The 24,613-nt window shown below is 62.3% G+C and carries 17 protein-coding genes and 1 tRNA gene; 9 read left to right on the top strand and 9 right to left on the bottom strand.

The window, feature by feature from the left end:
• Window positions 1-11: 11 nt before the first annotated feature.
• Genes NMB96_RS13730 through dapE form a run of 3 tightly spaced genes read left to right on the top strand, consistent with a single transcriptional unit; the run spans window position 12 to window position 1,994 of the window.
• Entirely contained in the window at window positions 12-464 is a 453-nt protein-coding gene (locus NMB96_RS13730) for a hypothetical protein (RefSeq protein WP_023903450.1), read from the top strand.
• Window position 465: 1 nt separating this feature from the next.
• A complete protein-coding gene (locus NMB96_RS13735) occupies window positions 466-822 on the top strand; it encodes an arsenate reductase (RefSeq protein ID WP_006450834.1) in 357 nt (118 codons plus the stop codon).
• Window positions 823-866: 44 nt separating this feature from the next.
• The gene (gene dapE, locus NMB96_RS13740; RefSeq protein ID WP_023903452.1) at window positions 867-1,994 is read left to right on the top strand and encodes a succinyl-diaminopimelate desuccinylase; all 1,128 of its coding nucleotides are present in this window, start codon (window positions 867-869) and stop codon (window positions 1,992-1,994) included.
• A 194-nt stretch (window positions 1,995-2,188) separates the two neighbouring features.
• Here the strand turns inward: dapE and NMB96_RS13745 are convergent, their stop codons facing one another.
• The gene (locus NMB96_RS13745) at window positions 2,189-3,061 is read right to left on the bottom strand and encodes a tetratricopeptide repeat protein (RefSeq protein WP_255085040.1); all 873 of its coding nucleotides are present in this window, start codon (window positions 3,059-3,061) and stop codon (window positions 2,189-2,191) included.
• Window positions 3,062-3,419: 358 nt separating this feature from the next.
• Here NMB96_RS13745 and asnB point away from each other — a divergent pair, with 358 nt between their 5' ends.
• A complete protein-coding gene (gene asnB / locus NMB96_RS13750) occupies window positions 3,420-5,114 on the top strand; it encodes an asparagine synthase B (RefSeq protein ID WP_255085041.1) in 1,695 nt (564 codons plus the stop codon).
• A 57-nt stretch (window positions 5,115-5,171) separates the two neighbouring features.
• Here asnB and hpaM read toward each other — a convergent pair whose 3' ends face one another.
• The 3 genes from hpaM to NMB96_RS13765 all read right to left on the bottom strand — a co-directional run bounded on the left by hpaM (window position 5,172) and on the right by NMB96_RS13765 (window position 11,470).
• Window positions 5,172-6,221, bottom strand: a complete 1,050-nt coding sequence (gene hpaM, locus NMB96_RS13755) for a type III secretion-associated outer membrane-bound protein HpaM (protein WP_255085042.1) — start codon at window positions 6,219-6,221, stop codon at window positions 5,172-5,174.
• Window positions 6,222-6,464: 243 nt separating this feature from the next.
• Window positions 6,465-8,606, bottom strand: coding sequence for a TonB-dependent siderophore receptor (locus NMB96_RS13760; protein ID WP_255085043.1), 2,142 nt, complete (start codon window positions 8,604-8,606; stop codon window positions 6,465-6,467).
• 455 nt (window positions 8,607-9,061) lie between these two features.
• Complete coding sequence (locus NMB96_RS13765; RefSeq protein ID WP_255085045.1) at window positions 9,062-11,470, bottom strand: penicillin acylase family protein; 2,409 nt, start codon at window positions 11,468-11,470, stop codon at window positions 9,062-9,064.
• A 145-nt stretch (window positions 11,471-11,615) separates the two neighbouring features.
• Here NMB96_RS13765 and bfr point away from each other — a divergent pair, with 145 nt between their 5' ends.
• A complete protein-coding gene (bfr, locus tag NMB96_RS13770; protein ID WP_043889738.1) occupies window positions 11,616-12,101 on the top strand; it encodes a bacterioferritin in 486 nt (161 codons plus the stop codon).
• A 280-nt stretch (window positions 12,102-12,381) separates the two neighbouring features.
• On the opposite strand, the gene NMB96_RS13775 is transcribed toward bfr, so the two are convergent.
• From NMB96_RS13775 to NMB96_RS13785, 3 genes are all read right to left on the bottom strand, one after another.
• Window positions 12,382-13,038, bottom strand: coding sequence for a thiopurine S-methyltransferase (locus tag NMB96_RS13775; RefSeq protein ID WP_043889101.1), 657 nt, complete (start codon window positions 13,036-13,038; stop codon window positions 12,382-12,384).
• Between the two features lie 443 nt (window positions 13,039-13,481).
• Window positions 13,482-15,725: a DNA topoisomerase IV subunit A gene (parC, locus tag NMB96_RS13780; RefSeq protein WP_255085046.1), complete on the bottom strand. Its 2,244-nt coding sequence runs from the start codon at window positions 15,723-15,725 to the stop codon at window positions 13,482-13,484.
• A 62-nt stretch (window positions 15,726-15,787) separates the two neighbouring features.
• Entirely contained in the window at window positions 15,788-16,639 is an 852-nt protein-coding gene (locus NMB96_RS13785; protein ID WP_023903462.1) for an AraC family transcriptional regulator, read from the bottom strand.
• A gap of 123 nt (window positions 16,640-16,762) precedes the next feature.
• Between NMB96_RS13785 and NMB96_RS13790 the strand changes: the two genes are divergently transcribed.
• The 4 genes from NMB96_RS13790 to NMB96_RS13805 are packed head-to-tail and all read left to right on the top strand — an operon-like array spanning window position 16,763 to window position 21,505.
• The gene (locus tag NMB96_RS13790) at window positions 16,763-17,203 is read left to right on the top strand and encodes a MarR family winged helix-turn-helix transcriptional regulator (protein ID WP_023903463.1); all 441 of its coding nucleotides are present in this window, start codon (window positions 16,763-16,765) and stop codon (window positions 17,201-17,203) included.
• Window positions 17,204-17,226: 23 nt separating this feature from the next.
• On the top strand, window positions 17,227-18,714 hold the full coding sequence (locus NMB96_RS13795) for an AdeC/AdeK/OprM family multidrug efflux complex outer membrane factor (RefSeq protein ID WP_084217853.1): 1,488 nt from the start codon (window positions 17,227-17,229) through the stop codon (window positions 18,712-18,714).
• Between the two features lie 10 nt (window positions 18,715-18,724).
• A complete protein-coding gene (locus NMB96_RS13800) occupies window positions 18,725-19,918 on the top strand; it encodes an HlyD/EmrA/EmrK family protein (protein ID WP_023903465.1) in 1,194 nt (397 codons plus the stop codon).
• A 6-nt stretch (window positions 19,919-19,924) separates the two neighbouring features.
• Entirely contained in the window at window positions 19,925-21,505 is a 1,581-nt protein-coding gene (locus tag NMB96_RS13805; RefSeq protein WP_023903466.1) for a DHA2 family efflux MFS transporter permease subunit, read from the top strand.
• A gap of 121 nt (window positions 21,506-21,626) precedes the next feature.
• Here NMB96_RS13805 and NMB96_RS13810 read toward each other — a convergent pair whose 3' ends face one another.
• Window positions 21,627-23,960 (bottom strand): nSTAND3 domain-containing NTPase, encoded by a 2,334-nt coding sequence (locus tag NMB96_RS13810; RefSeq protein WP_023903467.1) that lies wholly within the window; start codon window positions 23,958-23,960, stop codon window positions 21,627-21,629.
• 507 nt (window positions 23,961-24,467) lie between these two features.
• Window positions 24,468-24,554: transfer RNA gene (locus NMB96_RS13815), tRNA-Leu, on the bottom strand.
• Between the last annotated feature and the right edge of the window lie 59 nt (window positions 24,555-24,613).

A 24,613-nucleotide genomic window follows, 5' to 3' on the forward strand; every position in this document is an offset into this window, starting at 1 on the left:
CGCAACCGAACATGCACCAGGACATCCTCTCCAGGGCCGCATCGCGCTGGATGAGGTGGGGCATCCCGGCATTCTGGCTGGGCTGGGGCGTGCTCTACACGGTCGGTGTGCTGACCCGCGATCCTAGGGTCACAACCGGCGGGCCGTGGCATTGGATCGTGCCGGCGCTGGTAGTGGTGATGGCCGTGCGTTGGCTGCGGCAACCGGCGCGCTGGGCACAGGTGTACGACGCCGGCGATGCCTTGTTGGTCGAGCGCCAGGGACGGCGGCAGCGCATCGACCTGCGTGACTTGCGCGCGGTCGAGCCGGCCTGGCTGATTCCGCCGGTGCGCCTGGCACTGCAGGTGCAGGCCGGCGACGCACCGGTGATCTTCCTGCCTGCCCACGGCCGGTCGCCCGAACTGCTTGCCACCGACCTGATGGCGCGCGCCGATGCGCGCCGCGCAACCACAGGAGCTGCATGACATGACTACGCTATACGGACTCAAAAACTGCGACACCTGCAAAAAAGCCACCAAGTGGCTGGACCGCTTCGATGTCGCCTACACCTTCGTCGATTACCGCGATCACAAGCCCGAGCCGGAGACGCTGGTGGCGTGGGCCGAGCAGGCCGGCGGATTCGATGCGCTGATCAACAAGTCGTCGACCACCTGGCGGCAACTGCCGGACAACCGCAAGGCTGCAGCCAGCGCCGCCGAATGGAAACTGCTGCTACGCGAATATCCGCAACTGATCCGCCGCCCGGTGGTCATCACCGATGACGGCCAGCTCAGCCAGGGATTTTCGGACAACGGTTTCAAGCAGCGCTTTGGCGTTGCGTGAGCCAGTGCTGCCGCAGCTCCCCACTTCTCCAGTGATTCCCGATCATGTCCGACATTGTTGACCTCACCTGTGAACTGATCTCCCGCCCGTCGGTGACGCCGGACGATGCCGGCTGTCAGGAACTGATCGCGCAGCGGCTGGCGCGCGCCGGCTTTGCTGTCGAACACCTGCGCCTGGGCGCGGTGGACAATCTATGGGCCACGCATGGCAGCGGTGCGCCGGTGCTGGTGCTGCTCGGGCATACCGATGTGGTGCCGCCGGGGCCGCGCGAGGCGTGGACCAGCGATCCGTTCGACCCGCAGATTCGCGATGGTGTGCTGTACGGGCGCGGCGCCGCCGACATGAAGAGTGGAGTGGCCGCATTCGTGGTCGCCGCCGAACAGTTCGTTGCCGCGCATCCGCAGCACACCGGCACGCTGGCGCTGCTGCTGACCTCCGACGAAGAAGGCGATGCCATCAATGGCGTGCGGCGGGTGGCCGAGCTGTTCCGCGAGCGTGGGCAGGCGATCGATTGGTGCATCACCGGCGAGCCGTCGTCCACCGAGCGGTTGGGCGACCTGCTGCGGGTCGGCCGTCGCGGCAGCCTGTCCGGCACGCTGACGGTGAAAGGCGTGCAGGGGCATGTGGCGTACCCGCACAAGGCGCGCAATCCGATCCATCTGGCAGCACCTGCATTGGCAGAGTTGGTAGCACGGCAATGGGACGATGGCTTCGAGAGTTTTCCGCCGACCAGCCTGCAGATCTCCAATATCCATGCCGGCACCGGCGCCAACAACGTGATCCCCGGCGAGCTGCAGGTGGCCTTCAATCTGCGTTACACCCCGCATTGGGATGCGCCGCGATTGGAAGCGGAGATCGCCGCAGTGCTGGATCGCCACGCGCTGGAGTATTCGCTGCGTTGGCATCGCAGCGGCGAGCCGTTCTACACCCCCGAAGGGTGCCTGCGCAGCGTCGCGCGCGAGGTATTGGGGCAGTTTGCCGGAGCGCCGCCGGAAGAGAGCACTGGCGGCGGTACCTCCGATGCGCGCTTCATCGCACCGCTGGGCGCGCAATGCATCGAGGTCGGCCCGGTCAACGCCAGCATCCACCAGGTCGATGAGCATGTGCGCGTGGCCGATCTGGAAGCGCTGCCGGCGTTGTACCGCACGCTGATCGAACGCCTGCTGGTCTGAGTTGCCAGGACATGCCGATGCCAAGCGCTGGTTTGCAGAATACGCAGCGAGCGCCACGGCATGCGGTCACCTGCGGCATGCCGATGCTGCTGCTCGAAGCAGGCATCGCCAAGCTGCGCTAAGACCTTTTGGATTGCAGCAGCATCTCGCTTGCATTGCGCTGCCAGGTGGCATGGACGCCCAAGGCTCGGGGGCTAGTCGAACGTCCAGAACGGCGGTTTGATCGCCTCGCGCCAAAGCGATTCGTCGGCGATATAGAACGTCTGTGCGGACGCCTTGGCAAACCAGGTTGCCGCCGTCTCCACGTCGCGCGTCACGCCGCTGCTGCCGCGTCCGAGCAGCAGGCCAGAAAAATACTGGCCATACACATTGCGCTGGTCCGCCGCGCGCCGGTACCAGCGCAGCGCCTCCGTACCGTCTCTGTCCACGCCACCCATTCCTTTTTCATGCAGCGCGCCAAGATCGACTTGCGCCTCGGCGTCGCCGTTACGGGCGCGGCGCTGGATGTCGCGTACCAGCGGGTGCAATGCACCGCCGCTTGGCGCGATGGCGGCGGGAAGCCCCGACGATCCGGATGCGGAGCGCTCATAGATCGTTGCGCGCAGATCCCAGCGCAACGCCGCAGCCGCCTCCCCACGGTCGCGGTGGAACTTGGCGAGCTCGGCGATGGCATACGGGTTTCCATGCATGGCCGCTGCCAGGTACCAGCGCTCGCCCTTGCGCGGCGACGCACGTAATGCGACGCGCTGGTCGATGTGCGGGCTGTCGGGATGGAAGAGCGTCCCGCTTGCCCAGATTCGTCCCAGCGCCAGTTCGGCGCGGGTGTTGCGGAACGTCCACGGGGTGATCGCCGCGGCACGTTCGTACCAGTGGATGGCGCGCGGGTCGTTGCGTGCCTCCAGGCGTTCGGCCGCATTCCACGCGCTGTCGAAACTGCCATCGGCCGCCTGTTTTTCCAGCTGTTGCAGATAGACTGGATCGGTGCGCGGAGGGGCGCTGCTGCAGGCTTGCAGCAACACTGCAAGCAACAGGGCCAGGGGCGGCATGCGTCCGATGCGTGGGGTCATTCCATTACTGCCGATTGTTGGGGCGGTCATTATCCTCGCAATACGCCGGTGCGACTGCGGCGTGGTCTGCGATGCCGGGCTTGGTTGCCATCGCAACAGTTGCGCCGCCGTCGAAAGCGGGATACGGTCGAGTCATGTCATCGCTCCTGCCCAACCTCGTCAATAACGCCAACCGCAACAATCTGCGCGCGAATAATCGTGCGCGGCCGATGCGGATCTGCGACTAGGCGAAGTACAGCAAGCGCCCAGGAATCAGAAAACCCGCATCGGCCGATGCGGGTTTTTTTATGGGTGTCATTCTCGTGCAGCACGCTCTTCCACCGGCCGCCAACCCCCGCAGTTTTTCAGGAGTGTTTCCATGTGTTCCATCTTCGGTATTTTCGGCCTGCAACCCGGTGACGATCTGCAGGCATTGCGCCGGCAGGCACTGGAATGTTCGCAACGGCAGCGCCATCGCGGTCCCGACTGGAGCGGCGTGTATGTCGATACCGGCGCGATCCTGGTTCATGAGCGCCTGGCCATCGTCGACCCGGCCGGTGGTTCGCAGCCGTTGCTGTCCGAAGATGGGCAGCTCGCCCTCGCCGTGAACGGTGAGATCTACAACCATCGCGAGCTCAAGCAGGAGCTGACGCAGCCGTACGCGTTCCAGACCGGCTCCGATTGCGAGGTGATCAATGCGCTGTACCGCGAGGATGCGCCGGCCTCCTATCTCAACCGCCTCAACGGCATCTTCGCCTTCGCGCTATGGGACAAGACCGCCGGGCGGGTGATCATCGCGCGCGACCCGATCGGTGTAGTGCCGCTGTACTGGGGCCATGATCGCGAAGGCCGCTTGCGGGTGGCCTCCGAACTGAAATCGCTGGTCGACGATTGCGCCGATGCCGCGCAGTTCCCGCCCGGCCATTGGTACGACAGCGCCACCGGCGCATTGAGCCGCTACTACGAGCGCGCCTGGCGCGAATATGCCGAAGTGGAAGGCGTGCAGGTGCAGTTGCAGGAATTGCGCGAGGCGTTCGAGCGTGCAGTGCATCGCCAGTTGATGACCGACGTGCCGTACGGCGTGTTGCTGTCTGGCGGTCTGGATTCGTCGCTGGTCGCTGCCGTTGCCGCGCGCTACGCACGTCATCGCATCGAAGAGAACGACACCACCGAAGCCTGGTGGCCGCGCCTGCATTCGTTCGCGATCGGTTTGAAGGGCTCGCCGGATCTGGCCGCCGCCGAAGTCGCTGCCGCCGCGCTGGGCACTGTGCATCACGGCTTCGAATACACGTTCGAAGAAGGTCTGGATGCGCTGCCGGAAGTCATCCGTCATATCGAGACCTACGACGTCACCACCATTCGCGCATCCACCCCGATGTTTCTGCTGGCGCGGCGGATCAAGGCGATGGGCGTCAAGATGGTGCTCTCCGGCGAAGGCAGCGACGAAATCTTCGGCGGCTATCTGTACTTCCACAAAGCGCCGAACGCGCGCGAATTCCATGAGGAACTGGTGCGCAAGCTCGACGCGCTCAACAACTTCGATTGCCTGCGCGCCAACAAGTCGATGATGGCCTGGGGTGTGGAGCCGCGCGTGCCGTTCCTGGATCGCGAGTTCCTGGATGTGGCGATGCGCATGGATGCCAGTTTCAAGATGATCGACAAGACCAGCAGCGGCGCCATGCGCATGGAAAAGGGCGTGTTGCGCGAAGCCTTCGCCGGCTATCTGCCCGAGTCGATTCTGTGGCGACAGAAAGAGCAGTTCAGCGATGGCGTGGGCTATGGCTGGATCGATGGACTCAAGGCGCATGCCGCCGCGCATGTGAGCGATCGCGAGTTGGCCGCGGCCGACAAGCGCTATCCGGTCAATCCGCCGCAGACCAAGGAAGCGTATTTCTATCGCACGCTGTTTGCGCAGTTCTTCCCCAGCCAGGCGGCTGCGGAGACGGTGCCGGGCGGCAAGTCGATCGCGTGTTCGTCGCCGACCGCGATTGCCTGGGATGCGAGTTTTGCTGCGATGGCCGACCCGTCCGGCCGTGCGATTGCCGGCGTGCACGAACAGGCACTGGCTTCGTAACGTCGCTACAACTGCAGTGGCCGGCATGCGCTCACGCACTGCCGGCCACTGTTGCAATCACTCGTGGCGTACGCAATAGCCGTAGCGCTGCGGCTCGATATCCACACCGGCCACATCGGCCTGGTTGTTGCGCCACAGGTTCGGCTTGAAGTCGCCCGCAGTGCAGTTGGCGGCGCGGTCCACGCCGATGGTGTAGGTGAACGGATTGCTGGCAAAGCGGTTGTTCTCGAACACGTTGTCCTGGCTCATGCTGTTGTCCCAGCACAGGATTTCCGGGGTGCGGTAGCGAATCGCGCAGGCCAGAAAGATGCCGGCGACCTTGTTGCCTTCGAACTGGTTGTTGCTGAAGCGGTTGCGCCGCGCATCCGACAGATAGATGCCCTGGCTGCCATTGCGCTCGAAGCGGTTGTTGCGGATTTCGCTGTCTTCCAGGTGCTCGGTGGTCAGGCCTGCCGCCACGTTGTCGTGGATGTAGTTGTTGACCATGGTGACCTTGGCGGTGCGGTTGAACGACACGCCATCCCAGATCGCACCGGAGACGTCGTTGTTTTCGATGGTGATCTCGCGCGTGTCGTACTCGCTCAACAGGCAGGCGCTGCGGCATTTGTTGACCTGCAGGCCGGCAAGCCGGATGCCCTGGCCGGAACGCACCACCACTGCGCTATTGCTCAGATACGGGCGCTCGGGCATGAATTCCTTGTCGCCGGTGCTGGCGACGATCTGCATGTCTTCGATGCTGACGTTGCGGATCACACCGATCGGCTGCTGATTTTCGTAATCGCCGACCACCAGCGCCGGCTGCTGCACGCCATCGGCCATGCGCAGCACTGTGGTCGGGCCCTTGCCGCGCAAGGTGAGATTGCCGCGGTGGATCGAGACCAGGCCGTTGAGCGGAAATTCGCCTTTTTCCAGGCACAACACCGCAGGCGTATCGCTTTGCGGAAGCTTGTCGATGGCTTTTTGCAGATCCTGGCCGGGGCGCACTTTGGCGGTGCACGCGGCGACGGGCGCGTCCGGTGGGCCGGGTTGTGCGGGTGGCGCAGCCGAGCAGGCAGTGGCAATGAACAATGGCAACAGGGCGGAAACGGAGCGGGCAAGCTGAGGCATGCGGATTCCGGTCAGTGGGGGGAGGGGAGCGATGGTGTGGAGATGAACTCCATATCGCGACGGCCTCTAGTGTGTCCCACCGAACGTTAAGGTCTGGCTGATTCCGGCGTGCGCGATTCTGCGCAGGTTCATTGCGTCGCTGTAGTCGAGGCCGCAACGGCGTGTGCGTCACGCCGGAGCGGCTGACGAACGTCACAGTTGAGCGCAGCGATCAAGATCTGAGCACGTGCGCGGTTGCCACGCTTAAAAACTGTAAGCCAGCTGCGCATAGATGCGACGCGGTTCGCCCGGAAAATGCCCGGTGCGTTCGGTGAAACCGCTCACCGCATAGACCTTGTCGAACAGGTTCTTGACGTTGACCTGCAGCTTCCACGCATCCCACTGCGTCTGCCAACTGATGTCGAAGATCGCATACGGTTTGACGCGCTGGCCTTCCAGGCTGACCCGCTCGCCCACGTAATCGGCACCAAAGGCGATTGCCGATTTCCAGGCCGGCAGGTCGTAGCGCGTCCACAGGCCGAAGGTGTTGCGCGGTGCATTGGCAAAACGGTCGCCGGAGGCATTGGTGATGCCGTTGGTGCCTGCATCGAGCACGCGCGCATCGTTGTAGGCGTAGGTCAGATTGAGCACCCAACGCTCGGTGAGGTCGGCCAACAGATCCACTTCCAGACCTTCGCTGCGCACCAGGCCGAGGGCGGAGAGTTGATTGACGCCATCGACGATGCTGCCGTTGGCTTGCACGATATTGCTGCGTTCGATGCGGTACAGCGCAGTATTGAGCGTGAGCCCGCCATCGTTGAGCGCGGTTTTCAGACCGACTTCCCATTGCGTGCTGCGCTCGGGATCGAACGGCCCGCCGACGCTGCTGTCCTGATTTGCCGCATCCTGCGGCAGAAAACCGCTGGCATAACTTGCGTAGGCATTGACGCCATCGCGCAGCACGAAGGTGCTGCCCACGCGCCAACTGAGATCGTTGCCGGTGACGCGCGAGCCATCCAGCAGGTTGTCGTCCTTGAAGCCGTCCCAACGCAGCCCGGCCATCGCATACCAGCGCGGCGTCAGTGTGAGTTCGTCCTGCAGATACGCACCGTAGCGCTGGCTGCGGGTGCTGGTGGCGCGCCAGGGCAGGCTGTCCAGACCATAGTCGTAGAAGCCGCTGCGCCCGTACACCGGGTTGAGCAGATCGATGCCCGGCACCGGGCCGCGCGTGCGGCCGGTGTCGGCGGTATTTGCGGTTTGCGCGCGGAAATCCGCATCCAGCCGGTAGTAATCCGCGCCCATCAGCAGCTTGTGTTCGATCGCGCCGATGCTGGTGCGGAAGATCGCGTTGACGTTGCTGGAGATCGCATCGTTATCGCGGAACTGATTGCGCAACTGGCGCGTCATCCATTCGGCGGTGCCGTCGCCATCGCGGTCGATCAGGCCCATCGGCTCGTGATAGATCTGATGCTCGTCGTTCTTGAACCAGCGCAGCGCCATGTCCACGTCCCACGCATCCGATGGCGCAAAGCGGTACTGCGCAAACGCCACCTTGGCGCGCATGTCGAGGAAATCGGTGGGCTCGTTGTGATTCCAGCGACGATCGGTGAGGAAGTTGCCGTCGTCGTCCACCGGCACGCCACGCAGGCGATTGCCGCCCAGGTTCTGGGTGATGTCGGTGTACTGCAGCGTGAGCTCGCCGGTCTGTCCGATGTCGAACGCCACCGACGCATCGCCGATCTGGCTCTGGCTATCGGTATTCCAGCGAAAGCCATCCTCGCCATCGGCATAGGCACCGATGCGGTAGCGGATGCGCCCATCGTCGCGTGCCGGGCCGGTGGCTTCGAACGAGGCCGCACCGAAGGATTGATTGCCTACCTGCAGCTCGACCCGACGCGCGGCCTGATGGCCAGGTTTGCGGGTGACGTAGTTGATGACGCCGCCAGGCTCGCCACCGCCGTACAGCGCGCCGGCCGGGCCCTTGAGCACTTCCACGCGTTCGATATTGAACAGCTGCGGCACCGAGAAGCCCGCATACGGGTCGCCGCGCAATCCGTCGTACAACACGTTTTCCTGGCGGAATCCGCGCAGGGTGACACCGGCATAGCTGAAGAAACTGATGCCGCTGATGCTGCGATACAGATCGGTGATCTGCCGCGCCGCCTGGTCGTCGATCAGCTCGCGCGGCAGCACCTGCACCGACTGCGGCACCAGCGCCAGCGGCGTATCGGTGCGTGTGGCCACTGCGGCGTCTTCGGACTTGTAGAGCGTTTGCGCACGGCCGATGACATCGACGCCATCCAGGTCGGTGACGGTTGCTGAGGTGCTGGTGTGCTGAGCGAAAGCGGATGGCGAGTGTAGGGCGAGCGCAGCGGTAAGCGCGGTGACAAGGAGCGTGGGGCGCATTGGTCACTAATGGGAATGGTTATCAAATGCATCTTAGCATGATGTGCTCGCTTCGCTGCGTGGACCGCTAGGGCCGGGTGTAGGTTTTGAGCCGGGCGTAGGTTTGAGAGGTGCAGGGTGGAGATTTGCAGACGTGCAGATTTGTAGAACGCAGAACTTCAGACATGTGGACACGCAGACGCACAGCGCATCCCTTCTCCCGCCGGGAGAAGGTGCCCGAAGGGCGGATGAGGGTACGGGCGCAGCCTCGTGCTCGCCCACGCCATAGCGCTGTTGGACTCGAATGGATAGAGGCGCGCCGCGTGCAATCCAGCATTGCTTGATGCCCGTACCCTCACCCCAACCCCTCTCCCGCAGGAGAGGGGCTAATGCAGCTCACCCAAGCGTTTTGCTTTCGTCGAAACCCGTATCCACTGTCGAAACCTGTGTCGACAGACGAGACAACACGACCACGCCTAATTCGGCTGCAATCGCAGCGTGTAACGCGTAGCCGTCGGCAAAAACGGGGTCGGCCGGCCATGCACCCAATCGTCATGCCCCGCGCCCCAGAACGGCGACAACGGATGTCCGCTCTGGCCGCCCGGCATATGCACGATGCCGTCGCGTTCGTGGCCTGGCGAGACCACCATGCGTTCGGAGGCGCCGAAGGCCGGGCCTTGCACGCGCGGCATGTCGCGATCGCCGGGCAGTTGATCCGGCGGCATGCACAGCCAGCGCTTGGCGAGGGCAGGCAAGGCGCGCGCGATCGGGTGGCAGATCGCGGCGGTATTGCGCTCGCCCCAGGTGCGCTCGCTCAAGGGGCCGTCCTGCGCAGCTAAATCCGTCTGCGCACTGCGTGCAGCATCGGCAAGCAACTGATCCCAACTGGTGTACGTGGGCGGCAACAAATGTGCAGGGCGCTGCTGCAGCAACGGCCAGACGATGCCTTCCAACTGCGCGCGACGCGGCGGCAGGAAGTCATCGCCAAGCGCAGCGTTTGCCGGTGCCAGCAGTCCGGCTTCCACCGCATCGATGGTCATGCTGCGAAAACCGCGCACGATGCGATAGCTCACCGAGCCGGTGGACGCATGCCCGTGCCACTGCCGTGTGGCGACTTCGATTTGTTGCAGCGCCGGGTCCTTGCTGTGTTCGACCACGCTGCGCAACAACTGCCACCACCGCGTGAGCAGCACGGCGCGATCGTCGAGCTGGATGGCAAGCAGATCCAGTTCGTTGAAACGCTGTTTTGCGAACAAGTCGTCGCGAATCTGCTGCGCGCGCGCGCCCAGGTCGTAGCCGGCATTGCCGAGTGTCGCCAGCTGTTGCGCATCGACGATGCGGCTGTTTGCAGTCCAGAGCCGGTGCGCGGGTGGGTCGATCAAGGCGGGTGCATTGTCGCTGCGCACAGGCCAGGGCACGCAGCCGGTCGGCGCAGTTTCGGAGGCGACCGCTCCGGCAGTCGAAGGCACTGCCTCGTTCGACTCCTGCGCCGAGGTTGCAAGTTCGGCAGTACCGCTCGGGCTGCACCCCGCATTGCGTGCCGGGCGTGCGCCGATCAGCCGCCAGGCGATGCGGCCGCTGCGATCGGCCAGTACGAGATTTTGCGCGGGAATGCCCGAGCGATCCGCCACCGCAAAAGCCGCCTGCAGATCCGCCGCGCTGCTCATCTGCGCGAAATCCAGGCGGATTGCGCCGGGAAGCTGCGCGGCCCAGCGCAGTGCGAGCAAACTGCCGTCGGCATTCTCGTGCAGGATCGGGCCCCAGACCGCCTCGCGAACGGGAAAACTTACCGGTGCAGCGCCTGCCACACGAATCGTTTCGACATGCGTGGTGAGCGCTTGCGGATGCCCGGGCGTGGCTGGCGCAATCCGCGCGAAATCCGCCGTATCGATATAGCTGTTGGTGAACGCCCAGGCCACGTGCCCATTGCTGCCGACCACCACCGCCGGCAGGCCGGGCAGGGTGAAGCCGGTGACATCCACCTTGCCCTCGGGCGCGCTGATATCCGGATACCGCAAGCGCGCGCGGAACCAGATGTTGGGCGCACGCAGGCCCAGGTGCATGTCGTCGGCGACGATGGCGCGACCATCGCGGGTGAGGCTGCCGTCCACGGCGAAGTTGTTGCTGCCCGGGGTCGGTTGTTCGGCGCGTGGTGCGGCGGCTGGATGCGGCAAACGCCGCAGATCCAGCGTCGCCGCATCCGGAAGCGCCGCATCGCCCAGTGCCGGCCCGAACAGCGGTGCATCCCAGCTGGAGCCCTGATGATCGAGCAGCGCCGCCAGTGCGGGCGGCACCACCGCGCGGATGCGTGCGATGGCCAGTTCGGTCTGGTTGTCGTTGTCCTGCAGGTCGGCGTACATCGCCATGCCGGTGAGGATGGAATCGTCCAGCGTCCATGCGCGCGGCGTCTGCCGCAGCAGCAGGTACGGCCATGGACGCACGCGCAAGGCCGCCAGCCCGGCATTCACGCCGTCGGTATAGGCCTGCAATGCTGCGCGCTGGCTGCCTGCAGCAATGTCCAGGCTGGCATGCACGCGGGCGCGCAACCGATGCACGCGATTGCGCTTGTCCAGGTCCAGCGCCGCGGCGCCAAACAGCTCGGAGAGTTCACCGGCCGGCGCGCGGCGCATCAGATCCATCTCGAAATAGCGCTCCTGCGCGTGCACATAGCCGAGCGCACGCATGGCATCGACCTGGCTGGCCGCATCGATGGTGACCACGCCCAATCGGTCGCGCTGCACGCTGACCGGTGCCGCCAGGCCGTGCAGTGCGCTATTGCCGTCCAGCTGCGGCAGGCTGCCACGCATCAACAGATACACGGCCAACACGGCCGCCACGACCAACACCAAGATTGCCAGCAGCAGCCGGCCCAGCCATTTGCGCATTGTCGATTCCTTGAGCTCGGTCAAAGTGTGGCGCGCCGTCATGACGGTGGCGGGTCTGGTGGCAACGCAACTGAAAGTGATTCCGATTAGATCATTGCCCGGCGGCTTAGGGCACCATGCGCGCATTGCGTCGCTGGAGCACACCATGAAAGGCCATCCCGAAGTCGTCGATTACCTCAAGCAGCTGCTGCGCGGCGAGCTGGCGGCACGCGACCAGTATTTCCTGCATTCGCGCCGTTACGAAGATCAGGGCCTGATGGCGCTGTACGAGCGCATCAATCACGAGATGCAGGAAGAGACCGAGCACGCCGACGCGCTGCTGCGGCGCATCCTGTTCCTGGAAGGCGACCCGGACATGCGGCCGTCGGAGTTTGCGCCCGGCAAGACCGTGGTGGAGATGCTCGAGCGCGATCTGGTGGTGGAATACGAAGTGCGCGCTGCGCTCGCCGCCGGCATGAAGCTGTGCGAAGAGCACGGCGATTACGTCAGCCGCGACATGCTGCTCAAGCAGCTGCAGGACACCGAAGAAGATCACGCCTGGTGGCTGGAGCAGCAGCTCGGCCTGATCAAGCGCATTGGCCTGGAGTTGTACCAGACCTCGAAGATCGACAAGGGTCACGTGGCCGGCTGAGTCGGGCGACTGGGCGCTGCGCAGCCGAAGAGCTGGCGCAGCACAGCTTCGCAGTCGGCAGGTGCCGCGCTGTGCATCGCGATTGCTGCGCTGCCTGCGTCATCTACCGACCGTCTGCTGCGGTGTGTTGCTTGGCGCATTGCGCGCGTTGCAGAACCACCGCGTGGCGCAAGGTCACGCGGTCTCGATTGGCTTGCGACTCGCGCATTGTGCGAAGCATGCAGTGGCCGACTGATGCGAAGACGGCTTTGGGGCGCGACAGCGCGTTCGAACGCAATCGTCAGTTACGTTGCAGGCGATACACCCCGGTCGACAGCGCAGTAACGCCATCGGCACGGAAGCGTGGCTCCTGATCCAGGATGTCGCGGTGTTCCAACGCCTGCACCTGCCACTGCGCGTCGAACAATGCGTGCACCTCGGCAGTATCCACCGAGAAGGGTGGGCCGGCTTTTTCGGCTTGCGGATAGTCCAACGTGATCAGCAGACCGCAGCAGCCTGCGGGCAGGCGCGCATAGACGGTCTCCAGATGGCGCCGACGTAGCGCCGCAGGCAGGGCGATCAATGCAGCGCGGTCATAGACAGCGCTGCAATCGGCCAGCACGCTTGCGTCCAGTGCAAAGGCATCGCCGCAGATGATTTCGATCGGGCCGGCAATAAAGTGCTCGCCGGCGCTGCTGGTGTGTCGCTGCGGTTGCAGGCCTGCGTCATCGAAAAACTGCGTGACGGCCAACGGCGATACTTCCACACCCAGCACGCGATGGCCTTGCGCGGCCAACCAATGCATATCCAGTGTCTTGCCGCACAACGGCACCAGCACGCGGGCAGCCTTCGGCGACTGCAACGCCGGCCAATGCTTTTGCAGCAGCGGCATCACCTCGTCCTGATGGAAGCCGGTCTGACCGTCCTGCCACCGCTGCAGCCAGAAATCTGTGTCCATGATGTTGTCTTGTTGTCTTGTTGTCTTGCGTTGACCAGTGATGTGATGGCGAAAATAGGAGTGATATTGCCGCTCGAAAGGAGCTGATCAGACCGCAACTCATCGCACAGCTGCCTGGCAGACACCGCGCGCAACCACGCACACCGACCATCTTGATTGGTCCTTGCCCGCCCACCATCGCGGGACCTTACGCGGCATGGATGCCGCGTAAGAGCCTACATGGATGTACTTGCGGCGTGTCCCGCGATGGTGGGCCGGCAAGGACCCTGCAGCCAAGCCGCAGATCATCCGCTCTACAACCGACGCATCCGCACCGTTCGATGACCTCTCAAGACGACGCAGAGCTTGAACTTCAGCGTCGTTTGGATGTTCCAAGCCGAACTAATCGAGGGCGCGACGACAGCATCGAACGCGCCGCCGCGCGCCGCTTAGGTGAACAAGCGTTACTGCACTTCCAGCCCATCTACTTTCTGCCACCCGCGCGGCAACAACGCCCCGCGGCTCGCACGCGCGCCCACATACGTATCCAGATCCTTGAACGACAGGCTCATGGTGCGTGCTCCGCTGCGTACCAGCAGCGTGTTGCCCGGCGCCACCGCCACCACCGCCACCACGCGCTCGGTGCCGAGCTTGGCCTTGGGGATCTCGATGATCTTGTTGCCTTTGCCCTTGTCCAGCTCAGGCACATCGCTGGCCGCCACCGCCAGCAGATTGCCGGCGCTGGTGACCGCGACAATGCGATCGCTCTGCGGGTTGATCACTTGCGCCGGCGTGAGCACTTGCGCGCCGGTGGTCAGATTGAGCATCGCCTTGCCGGCCTTGTTGCGACCGGTGAGGTTTTCGAAGCGGGTGACGAAGCCATAGCCGTGCGATGAGGCCAGCACGAAGCGGGTGGCGTTGTCGGCGCTGGCCATGACCTGGAACGACGCGCCGGAAGCGGGCGAGAACCGCCCGGTCAACGGCTCGCCATTGCCTCGCGCCGAGGGAAGGGTGTGCACTGCGGTGGAGTAGGCGCGGCCTTCCGAATCCAGGAACGCCACTTGATGGGTGCTGCGGCTGCGCACTGCGGCCAGCAGGCTGTCGCCATCGCGGTAGGACATGCCGGGCGGATCCACTTCGTGGCCCTTGGCCGCGCGCACCCAGCCCTTTTCCGACAACACCACGGTCATCGGTTCGCTGGCGACCATCTCCGTTTCGTCGATCGCCTGCGCCGCGCCACGCTGCACCAGTGGCGAGCGACGTGCGTCGCCGAACTTCTTGGCATCGGCGGTCAGTTCGTCCTTGATCAGCTTCTTCAGCTTGGTCTTGCTTTCGAGAATGGCCAGGATCTGCGCGCGTTCCTTGGCGAGGGCTTCCTGCTCGCCGCGGATCTTCATTTCTTCCAGGCGCGCCAGCTGGCGCAGCTTGGTTTCCAGAATGTATTCGGCCTGTTCCTCGCTGAGTGCGAACTTGGCCATCAACACCGGCTTGGGTTCGTCCTCGCTGCGGACGATGCGGATCACTTCGTCCAGGTTGAGGAAGGCGATCAACAAACCTTCCAACAGGTGCAGGCGGCGCTCGACCTTCTGCAGGCGATGGTTGAGGCGGCGGGTGACGGTATCGCTGCGGAAGGTCAGCCACTCGCTCAGCAATTGGCGCAGATTCTTTACCTGCGGGCGGCCATCCAGCCCGATCACGTTGAGGTTGACGCGGTAGCTGCGCTCAAGATCGGTGGTGACGAACAGGTGGCCCATCAGCTGCTCGGCATCGACGCGGTTGGAGCGCGGCACCAGCACCACCCGCACCGGGCTGGTGTGGTCGGATTCGTCGCGGATGTCTTCCAGCCACGGCAGCTTCTTGGCGCGCATCTGCTGGGCGATCTGCTCGATCACCTTGGACGGCGAGACCTGGTACGGCAGCGCGTCGATGACAATGTTCGCGTGTTCTTTCTTGTAGGTGGCGCGCGCACGCACGCTGCCGTGGCCGGTCTCGTAGATGGCGCGCAGGTCGGCCACCGGGGTGATGATTTCGGCGGTGGTCGGGTAGTCCGGGCCGAGCACGTGCTCGCACAGTTCGGCGACCGTGGCATCGGGGTTGTCGAGCAGGCGCAGCAGCGCGCTGACGATCTCGTTGAGGTTGTGCGGCGGCACGTCGGTGGCCATGCCCACCGCAATGCCGGTGGTGCCGTTGAGCAGCAGGTGCGGCAGGCGTGCCGGCAACCAGGTCGGCTCTTCCAGGGTGCCGTCGAAGTTGGCGGCCCAATCGGTGGTGCCTTGGCTGATCTCGCCCAGCAGCACTTCGGCGATCGGGGTCAGCTTGGATTCGGTGTAGCGCATCGCCGCGAACGACTTCGGATCGTCGGTGGAACCGAAGTTGCCCTGGCCTTCGATCAGCGGGTAACGGTACGAAAACGGCTGCGCCATCAGCACCAGCGCTTCGTAGCACGCGCTGTCGCCGTGCGGATGGTACTTACCGATCACATCGCCCACGGTGCGTGCGGATTTCTTCGGCTTGGCGGCGGCGTTCAGGCCCAGCTCGCTCATCGCGAAGATGATGCGCCGCTGCACCGGCTTCAGTCCGTCACCCAGAAACGGCAGGGCGCGGTCGAGCACCACGTACATCGAATAGTCGAGATAGGCGCGTTCGGCGTACTCGCGCAGCGGCAGCTGTTCGAAGCCATGGAAGGTGGGGCGGGTCAGATCGGTCATTGCGAAGCCAGGTCCTACGAAAGAGGAGCCCGCGCGCCAGGCGCGAGCTCGAAGAGCGCCGATTATCCGGATGCGGCGGGGGATGCCAAGCCGCGCGCGTGGCCACCGGCCAGATAACGCGTGGGCGGGGCGCCGAAATGGCGGTGGAACACGCTGACGAAAGCGCTGGGGCTGCTGTAGCCGAGCTGGTCGGCGACCTGTGCCACCGCGCTGCCCTGACTCAAGCGCCGCAGGCCTTCGGCGAGCCTGGCCTGCTGCCGCCACTGCGCGAAACTCAGCCCGGTCTCGCTGCGGAAGTGCCGGCTCAGACTGCGCGGCGACAGCCCGCCCCAATCGGCCCAGGCATCCAGCGGGCGCGGGTCGGCGGGGTTATCGAGCAGCTGGCGGGCGATGCGCAGCAGCCGGCGGTCGGCCGGCATCGGCAGGTGCAGGTGGTCGATCTGGACCTGGCACAGCTCGTCCAGCAGCACGGCGGCCAGCCGTTGCTGGGCGCTATCCAGCGGCTGATCCAGCGGCCAGCTGGCGGCGCGCATGATCGCTTCGCGGGCCAGCCCGGTCAGCCGGATCACCCCGCCTTGCGCGGGCAGGGCGGCGCAGGCATCCGGCCGCACCACCACGCCCCAGCCGCGCATCGGCCCGGCCAGCTCCACGGTGTGCTGCTGGCCGGGCGGCATCCAGCCGGCGCAGCCCGGCGGCAATGAGAGGGTGCCCTGTTCGGTATGCACGGTCAGTACGCCGTGCTCCACATACATCAGCTGGCCGCGCACATGCGCGTGCGCGGCGGTCTCCGGCGCCCATACCGCATGCAGATCGGCCAGGAAGGCGATCACTTCCGGACCATCGGCCCACTCGAAGCTGGCGCGCACGCCCGGATGCAAGGCATCGACCGTCGTTGGCGGGTTTTCGATAGTCATTGGCGCAATTGTATTACCAGGCCAGCCAGACCCGCGCGTATCGTGGCGATCCTTTCAGGCGGTTTAATCCCTTTCGACATATTTGCATTGACAAATATATATTCCGGAAGAAAATAGCCGGCCATGAACGATCTCTCCTCCGCCTCGCCGTCGTTCGGTTTGTTGCTGCGCCAGGTGCGCGACGCGCTGATGCGGCAGCTCGATGCCGAGATGAAGGGCGAACTGCCCGACTTCGGCTTCAGCCACTACGTCGGCTTGAAGATTCTGGCGGTGCGCTCGCCCTGTACGGCCAACGAACTGGCGCTGGCGCTGGACCAGACCCCGAGCGCGGTGACCCGGCTGCTGGACAAGCTTGAAGCGCTGGGCGCGGTGCGGCGCGAGCCGCATGCGCAGGACCGGCGCGCGTTGCAGATCGTCATGACCGAACAGGGCGTGGCCTTGTGGGAGCGCCTGAAGCTGCGCGGCGAACGCGCCATTGAGCACGGCCTGCGCGATCTGGCCGCGCCCGAGCGCGAACAACTCACCTCTCTTCTCATTCGTGTCCGCGATGCACTCAACTCATGAACGCTGCTAGTTCCTCGATCCAGATGTTGCGCCTGCGCTCAACGCGCTTTGCGCGGCCGCTTGTGCTCACCGCCTTGACGCTGGCATTGGCCGCCTGCGCGAGTAGTCGTGGTCTGGCTCCGCAAGGCGCCGTGCTGGAACCGGGCGCGCTGCATGCCGAGCGCACCCTGGCGCAGACCACCCTGAGCCCGGCGGCGTGGCCGGCCAGCGATTGGTGGCGCGCCTTGGGCGATCCGCAATTGAATGCGTTGATTGCCGAAGGCCTGCAACACAGCCCCAGCCTGGCGGCGGCCGATGCGCGCCTGCGCCAGGCGCAGGCACGCATCGGCACCGCGCAGGCCGACCGCGGCCCGAGCCTGTCGGTGTCCGGTGGCTATGCCGGCGTGCAGTTGCCCGAATCGGTGGTGGGCGACGAACGCGGCGGCAAGTTCGGCGGCAACGGCCAGGTAGTGCTGGATTTCCGCTACGGCGTGGACCTGTGGGGCGGCAAGCGCGCCGCCTGGGAAGCGGCAGTGGACCAGGCGCATGCGTCCGATGTGGATGCGCAGGCAGCCCGCCTGAACCTGTCGGCGGCAATCGCCGAAGCCTATGCCCAGCTCGATTACGCGTGGCGTCTGCACGATGTGGCCAGCGACGAGTTGACGCGCGCGCAGAAGACCCTGGATTTGACTCGGCAACGTCGCGGCGCCGGCATCGATAGTGAACTGCAGGTGCGTCAATCGCAGGTGCGCGTGCCGGCTGCGCAACAGCAGCTGCAATCGGCGCAGCAGCAGATCGACGAAGCGCGCACGGCGCTGGCCGCCTTGGTCGGGCAGGGCCCGGACCGCGGGCTGGATATCGCGCGCCCCACCTTGAGCAGCGCAGGCGCGCTGCAATTGCCAAGTGCATTGCCGGCCGAGTTGTTGGGTCATCGCCCCGATGTGGTCGCCGCGCGCTGGCGCGTTGAAGCGGCCGATAAAAACATTGCGGTCGCCAAGACGCGCTTCTATCCCAGCTTCAACATCACTGCGTTGGGCGGGCTGGTGAACCGGGATGTCGGCCAGTTGCTGGAAAGTGCATCGCTGTTCGGCGTGGTCGCCCCGGCATTGAGCCTGCCGATCTTCGATGGCGGTAAGCTGCGCGCCAATCTCGCCGGCAGCGATGCGCAATACGACCTGGCGGTGGCCGACTACAACCAGAAGGTGCTCGATGCGCTGCGCGAGGTGGCCGACCAGGTCAACGCAGTGCGTTCGCTGGAGCAGCGCGCACGCTCGCAGGACGAGGCAGTGCAGACCGTCACTGCCGCCTTCGATCTCGCACAACAACGCTACCGCGCCGGCATTGGCAGCTATCTGGAAGTGCTCAGCGTGCAGGAGCAATTGCTGCTCGCACGCCAGCGCATGGCCAGCCTGCAATCGCAACAACTGTTGGCCTCGGTGAGGTTGCAGCGCGCCTTGGGCGGCGGATTCACGCCGGAACCTGCGCGCGACACCGCACACGCCGCGACCACTTCCGCACAACCGAATTCCTGAGACAGCGACGATGAGCCAGACGACTGCAACTTCTTCCCAACCTGCGCCGGCCGCGCCCAGCAAGCGCCGTGCGGCGCTGCGCATCGTGGCCATTGTGGTGATCCTGGCGATCATCGGTCTTGTGGTGTGGTACTTCCTGGTCGGCCGCTGGCACGAAGAGACCGACGACGCGTATGTGCAGGGCAACCAGGTGCAGATCACCCCGATGGTGGGCGGCACCGTGGTCAGCATCGGCGCCGAAGACGGCATGCGCGTGGAGCGCGGCCAGTTGCTGGTGCAGCTGGACCCGGCCGATACCGCAGTCGCATTGCAGCAGGCCGAAGCCAACCTGGCCAAGACCGTGCGTCAGGTGCGCGGTCTGTATCGCAGTGTGGAAGGTGCGCAAGCCGAATTGTCTTCGCGCGAAGTCACGTTGCGCAGCGCACGTGCCGACTTCGCACGGCGCAAGGATCTGGCTGCCAGCGGCGCGATTTCCAACGAAGAACTGGCGCATGCCCGCGAAGAACTCGCTGCTGCCGAAGCGGCGGTGAGCGGTTCGCGCGAGAGCTTCGAACGTAATCGCGCCTTGGTGGATGACAGCGCGGTGGCGAATCAGCCAGACGTGCAGACGGCCGCCGCGCAGCTGCGTCAGGCCTATCTCAACCATGCGCGCACCGGTGTGATTGCGCCGGTGTCCGGTTACGTGGCGCGTCGTTCGGCGCAGCTCGGCCAGCGTGTACAGCCGGGTAGCGTGCTGATGGCGGTGGTGCCGCTGGAGCAGGTGTGGGTGGAAGCCAATTTCAAGGAAACTCAGCTCAAGCACATGCGTCTGGGCCAGCCGGTGGAACTGCATTCGGATCTGTACGGCGGTGGCGTGAACTACATCGGCCGCATCGAAAGCCTGGGCCTGGGCACCGGCAGCGCGTTCTCGCTGTTGCCGGCGCAAAACGCCAGCGGCAACTGGATCAAGATCGTGCAGCGCGTGCCGGTGCGCATCGCGGTGGATGCCAAACAATTGGCCGGCAATCCCTTGCGCATTGGCTTGTCGATGAAGGTCGAGGTCAATCTGCACGATCAGCAGGGCAGCGTGTTGCCGACCAAGTTCGCCAATGGCGCGGTGTTTTCCACCGACGTGTATGCGCAGCAGTTGCAGGCCGCCGACGCGGATATCCAACGCATCATCCAGGACAACCTGCCCACGCAGGCTGTTTCCAAGGCGGGCTAAGCCAGCATGTCTTCGCAAGCTCCCACCGCGCCCGGCGGCCCCTCGGCGCCTGCGCCCGCCGCCGGCTTTCGCCCGGCGAGCGTGGCGTTGTGCACCGTGGGCCTGGCGATGGCCTCGTTCATGCAGGTGCTGGACACCACCATCGCCAACGTGTCGTTGCCGACCATCGCCGGCAATCTCGGTGCCAGTTCGCAGCAGGCCACCTGGGTCATCACCTCGTTTGCGGTCAGCACCGCGATCGCCTTGCCGCTGACCGGTTGGCTGAGTCGGCGTTTTGGCGAGACCAAGTTGTTCGTATGGTCGACACTGGCCTTCACCGTTGCTTCGTTGCTGTGCGGGCTGGCCCAGAGCATGGGCATGCTGGTGGTGTCGCGTGCGCTGCAGGGGTTTGTCGCCGGGCCGATGTACCCGATTACCCAGAGTCTGCTGGTGTCGATCTATCCACGCGAAAAACGCGGGCAGGCGCTCGCCTTGCTGGCAATGATCACAGTGGTGGCACCCATCGCCGGCCCGATCCTGGGTGGCTGGATCACCGACAACTACAGCTGGGAATGGATCTTTCTGATCAACGTGCCGCTGGGCATCATCGCCAGCAGCATCGTCGGTTCGCAGTTGCGCCATCGCCCTGAGCAACTTGAAAAGCCGCGCATGGATTACATCGGTCTGATCCTATTGGTGGTCGGTGTCGGCGCGCTGCAGCTGGTGCTGGATCTGGGCAACGACGAGGATTGGTTCTCTTCCGACAAGATCGTGGTGTTGGCCTGCGTCGCTGCGGTGGCGCTGGTGATATTCGTGATCTGGGAGCTCACCGACAAGGACCCCATCGTCGATCTCAAGCTGTTCCGGCACCGCAACTTCCGTGCCGGCACGCTGGCGATGGTGGTGGCGTATGCGGCGTTTTTCAGTGTGAGTCTGCTGATCCCGCAATGGCTGCAGCGCGACATGGGCTACACGGCGATCTGGGCTGGCCTGGCCACCGCGCCGATCGGCATCCTGCCGGTGCTGATGACGCCATTCGTGGGCAAGTACGCGCTGCGGTTCGATCTGCGCATGCTTGCCACCGTGGCCTTCATCTTTCTGTCGTTCACCAGCTTCCTGCGCTCCAACTTCAACCTGCAGGTGGACTTCAATCACGTGGCCACCGTGCAGTTGGTGATGGGCGTGGGCGTGGCGTTGTTCTTCATGCCGGTGCTGCAGATTCTGCTGTCGGATCTGGACGGGCGCGAGATCGCGGCAGGTTCCGGCCTGGCCACCTTCCTGCGCACCTTGGGCGGCAGCTTTGCCGCATCGTTGACCACCTATCTGTGGGCACGTCGCACCCAGGTGCACCACGCGCACATCACCGAACACATCTCGGTGTACACCCCGGGTATGCAGGAGCAGGTCACCGCGATGGGGCAGGGCGACCTGCAACGCGGTGCTGCCTCGCTCAACAACATGATCAACCACCAGGCCTCGCAGATGGGCTTCAACGACATCTTCTACCTGCTCGGCTGGACGTTCCTGGCGATCATCTTTTTCCTGTGGCTGGCCAAACCGCCGTTTGGTGCGGGTGCCGGTGGTGCGGCGGCAGCGGGTGGGCATTGACTTGGGTTGTGCACAGAGAAGCTTCTATCCGCAGCGATTTATTTAAAAGCTATTTTTGGAATCTAAAAGTAATAAGTGGATAGGATTTAATGGATGTAGTCATTGCTTCTTATGGTGATATTTATGGATCAGTTTCAGAAAAATCTTCCAGCAATAAAGTCTTAAACATAGTTCGAACATCACTTTCACTTAGTACGCGTTGAGGATGACGCTGACTAGGTGATCCATGTCCGGACTCAGCATCTTCTTCATCCGTATCGTCCGCACTAGCTTCCATTGCATCGCGAACTCCACGCAAAGGAATTGCAAAAAATCTTGACTTCTTTTTCTTCTGCGCTAGTTCGGACAAATTTTCAAGGAGACGCTCTTTCTCGTAGAGGTCTTCACAATTATCGTAGTCATCTTGCCAGCCCTCGTTCATGTAAAAGCGAAGTCCATCGTGAAATTTTTGCGAATTACGTTGCTGCCAGCCAGGAGTGTCTTCCGGTAGATTAATAAGGTCTCGCCAATGGTACGACCGAGCGTATGGTAATGAATCTAATAGTTTTTCAAGGACTAGCTGTCGAATGAAAGTTCCATGGCTCTTCTCCGGGCTGCTATAGGTTGCCATCTCGCGTACAAGTTCCCGAGTAGCCCAAATATTCACCATGTGGGGAGCCCAGTTCGCAATTAGCCTTATCATTGCGTCTTGAATTTGTTCGAGGCCAGCGTTTGCTTCTTTAGTAGCACAAAACTCGGTTAGAAATCGAATTCGTTCCTCTGTGCTGTTGTCAACCTTATCTGCAACTATTCGTCCCTCGGTTGAGGTTTCGAAAGCGTACGTTGGGGAATCTGCTAATGAAGTTAGCTTCGCGATGAAAACTGCGCTGTGATCACGCGGTAGCATTTGCGCTGTTGGTGAGCCAATTTCTTTTTTTAGCCGCCAAACAGCTGCGATTTGTTTGAAGTGGATAGCCGATTGTAGGATGTCAGAATATGCTTGTGCATCAGCAGAAATGACCGTTCCGACATATCCCTTTACTGACGGGTTTAAGTAATCAACGCTTCGGGATCTAATGGCTATGAATCCACCTTCAAGAATTTTAAGATTTGCCTCAAATTCATTCGGTTCGATTTGCTGGTTGTACCTCTTGGCCCTTGTGATGCGAAGCTCGTCAAAACAGGACTTCAGGCCGGCGAGGCTGTCTCCCCCGTCAGTGTACAAGGCTAGAAGAAGACAGCGTCCAGCCTCCGAAATCTGTGTGCGATAGGCGTGATCCCAAATTCTTTCTGGGTTTTCTAGTAAATTTTCGATGTATTTCTGATAGTTTTCGGGGAGTACTGACTCGATGCGATCTAGGTCAGCTAACCACTCAATTAATCGAGGGTTGAAGTGTGGGTGTTGAATAATCTTTAGAAAAAAATCGCCTATTAGTATTTTTTTCTTGTGCGAGTAGGGTAGTTCGCTGAAATAGAGATGGTTATAAAGTATTCTCGCCCGATCGCCAAAATTGTAGTGACTAAGCTTTAATATAATTCGGTCGCGAATTAATTTATTATCATTTAGTCGCTCAGATAGGTGTATCGCGCTGCTGAGGATGTGTTCGCGCGTAGTCAGGATAAACTTTGAGTTTGATGATCTTCTGATCATTTCAATAAAGTCAACCACGGCTTTGTCATGGTTTTGGCCAAAGTATTCTCGTCGGTCACCGAGAAAAGTTTGTCCGAGGAAGTCGTCATAATAGAATATTTGTTTAGATTCTTTTTTATATAAATTCTTACCTTCGGTGATGTTTGCTTGGATGACTACGGGTTCGTAACCCTCCTCTAGGCTGGAATAAAGAAGCATCTCAGCTAGTGTTGTCTTTCCAATTCCAGGAGGTCCGGAGATCACCAGGATTCTATCCTTACTCAAAATTTTTTTTGCCTGAGGATACGCTTGGTTCTGAACAAAAAGTGGAAGTTTTTGCCTGATGCGCTCTACTTCAAATTGGGTTTGGCAAACTTCAGCGTTGTGCAAAATTCGGTCAATAACATTTGTGCTCGCAAGCCATAATTTAAAATTTGCTCGCTCGACATCTGGATGTTTGGCGAGGAGTCCATCAATGTCGTTGGTTCCTAAAATATCTGATGGCGATTTTATATAAGGATTCAATGCTTCTAGAATGGAAAGTTTGTTTCCTGGTGAAAGACTTACTGTCGTCATGACGACATATCGACTTGGGTTAATTTTATGGATCTTAGGTAGCTCGGAGTCTTTCAAGTGACGTAGCAATGCGGCAAAGCCTGATTTGGCAAAGTGCTTGCATTGAATGACAACTAGGTTGCCAGGATGTGTGGTGTAACGCAGATCGATGCCGCCGTCGCGACCTTCCTTGAACGCCTCTAATACGACATTCCACTCTGCTTGCAAGAGATCTCGAGAGACTTCTTCAAAATCTTGAGGCGAGAGTGCTTCATAGTTGTAATTTGGCATTGGCGACCTTTTTCTAAACTGTCAAAATGAACACAATCCAGCAACGCAATGGCATACCTCACATTGCGTTCCATCTCGTTGGCAAGCTTGCCGAGTTTTATGAGGTGCGACATCTTCTCGCCTAAGCAGCGGGCTTAAATCCAAGTCCGATAATAATCCTACTCGCCAGGAGCTCAGCGTAGTCGCCAAGCGCGACGCTGTTGATTCTCACTGAGAAGCTGTTTGTCATGTTCCAGACGCCAGAGGTAGATCTCAGCCCAAACATGTAGCAACTTCAATGGTTGTGCTTGTTTTGACATTCTCGCGTGAGTGCAAGTAGATCTTCGCGGAGGTGACTTCGCGACAGCTATGCTAAGGCAAGATTGTGCGGGTATATGTTTAAGCGCGTAGCAGCTATCTATTAGTGAGGTTAGTGACAAAGCATGTACTCGCTAAGCTTCTAGCAGCCCTTGACCAAACGCAAAAAACCCCGCCTGAGCGGGGTTTTTTGCGATCTACCGTGAGTCGTGGTGCCCAGGAGAGGACTCGAACCTCCACGAAGTTGCCCCCGCTAGCACCTGAAGCTAGTGCGTCTACCAATTCCGCCACCTGGGCGACTCAGGGGGCGAATTGTGCAAGTTGCGCACGAAGCTGTCAACGCATCTCGCACAAAT

Origin of the sequence: Xanthomonas hortorum (assembly GCF_024339125.1) — a bacterium.
In the GTDB taxonomy this organism is placed as follows: Bacteria; Pseudomonadota; Gammaproteobacteria; order Xanthomonadales; family Xanthomonadaceae; genus Xanthomonas; species Xanthomonas hortorum.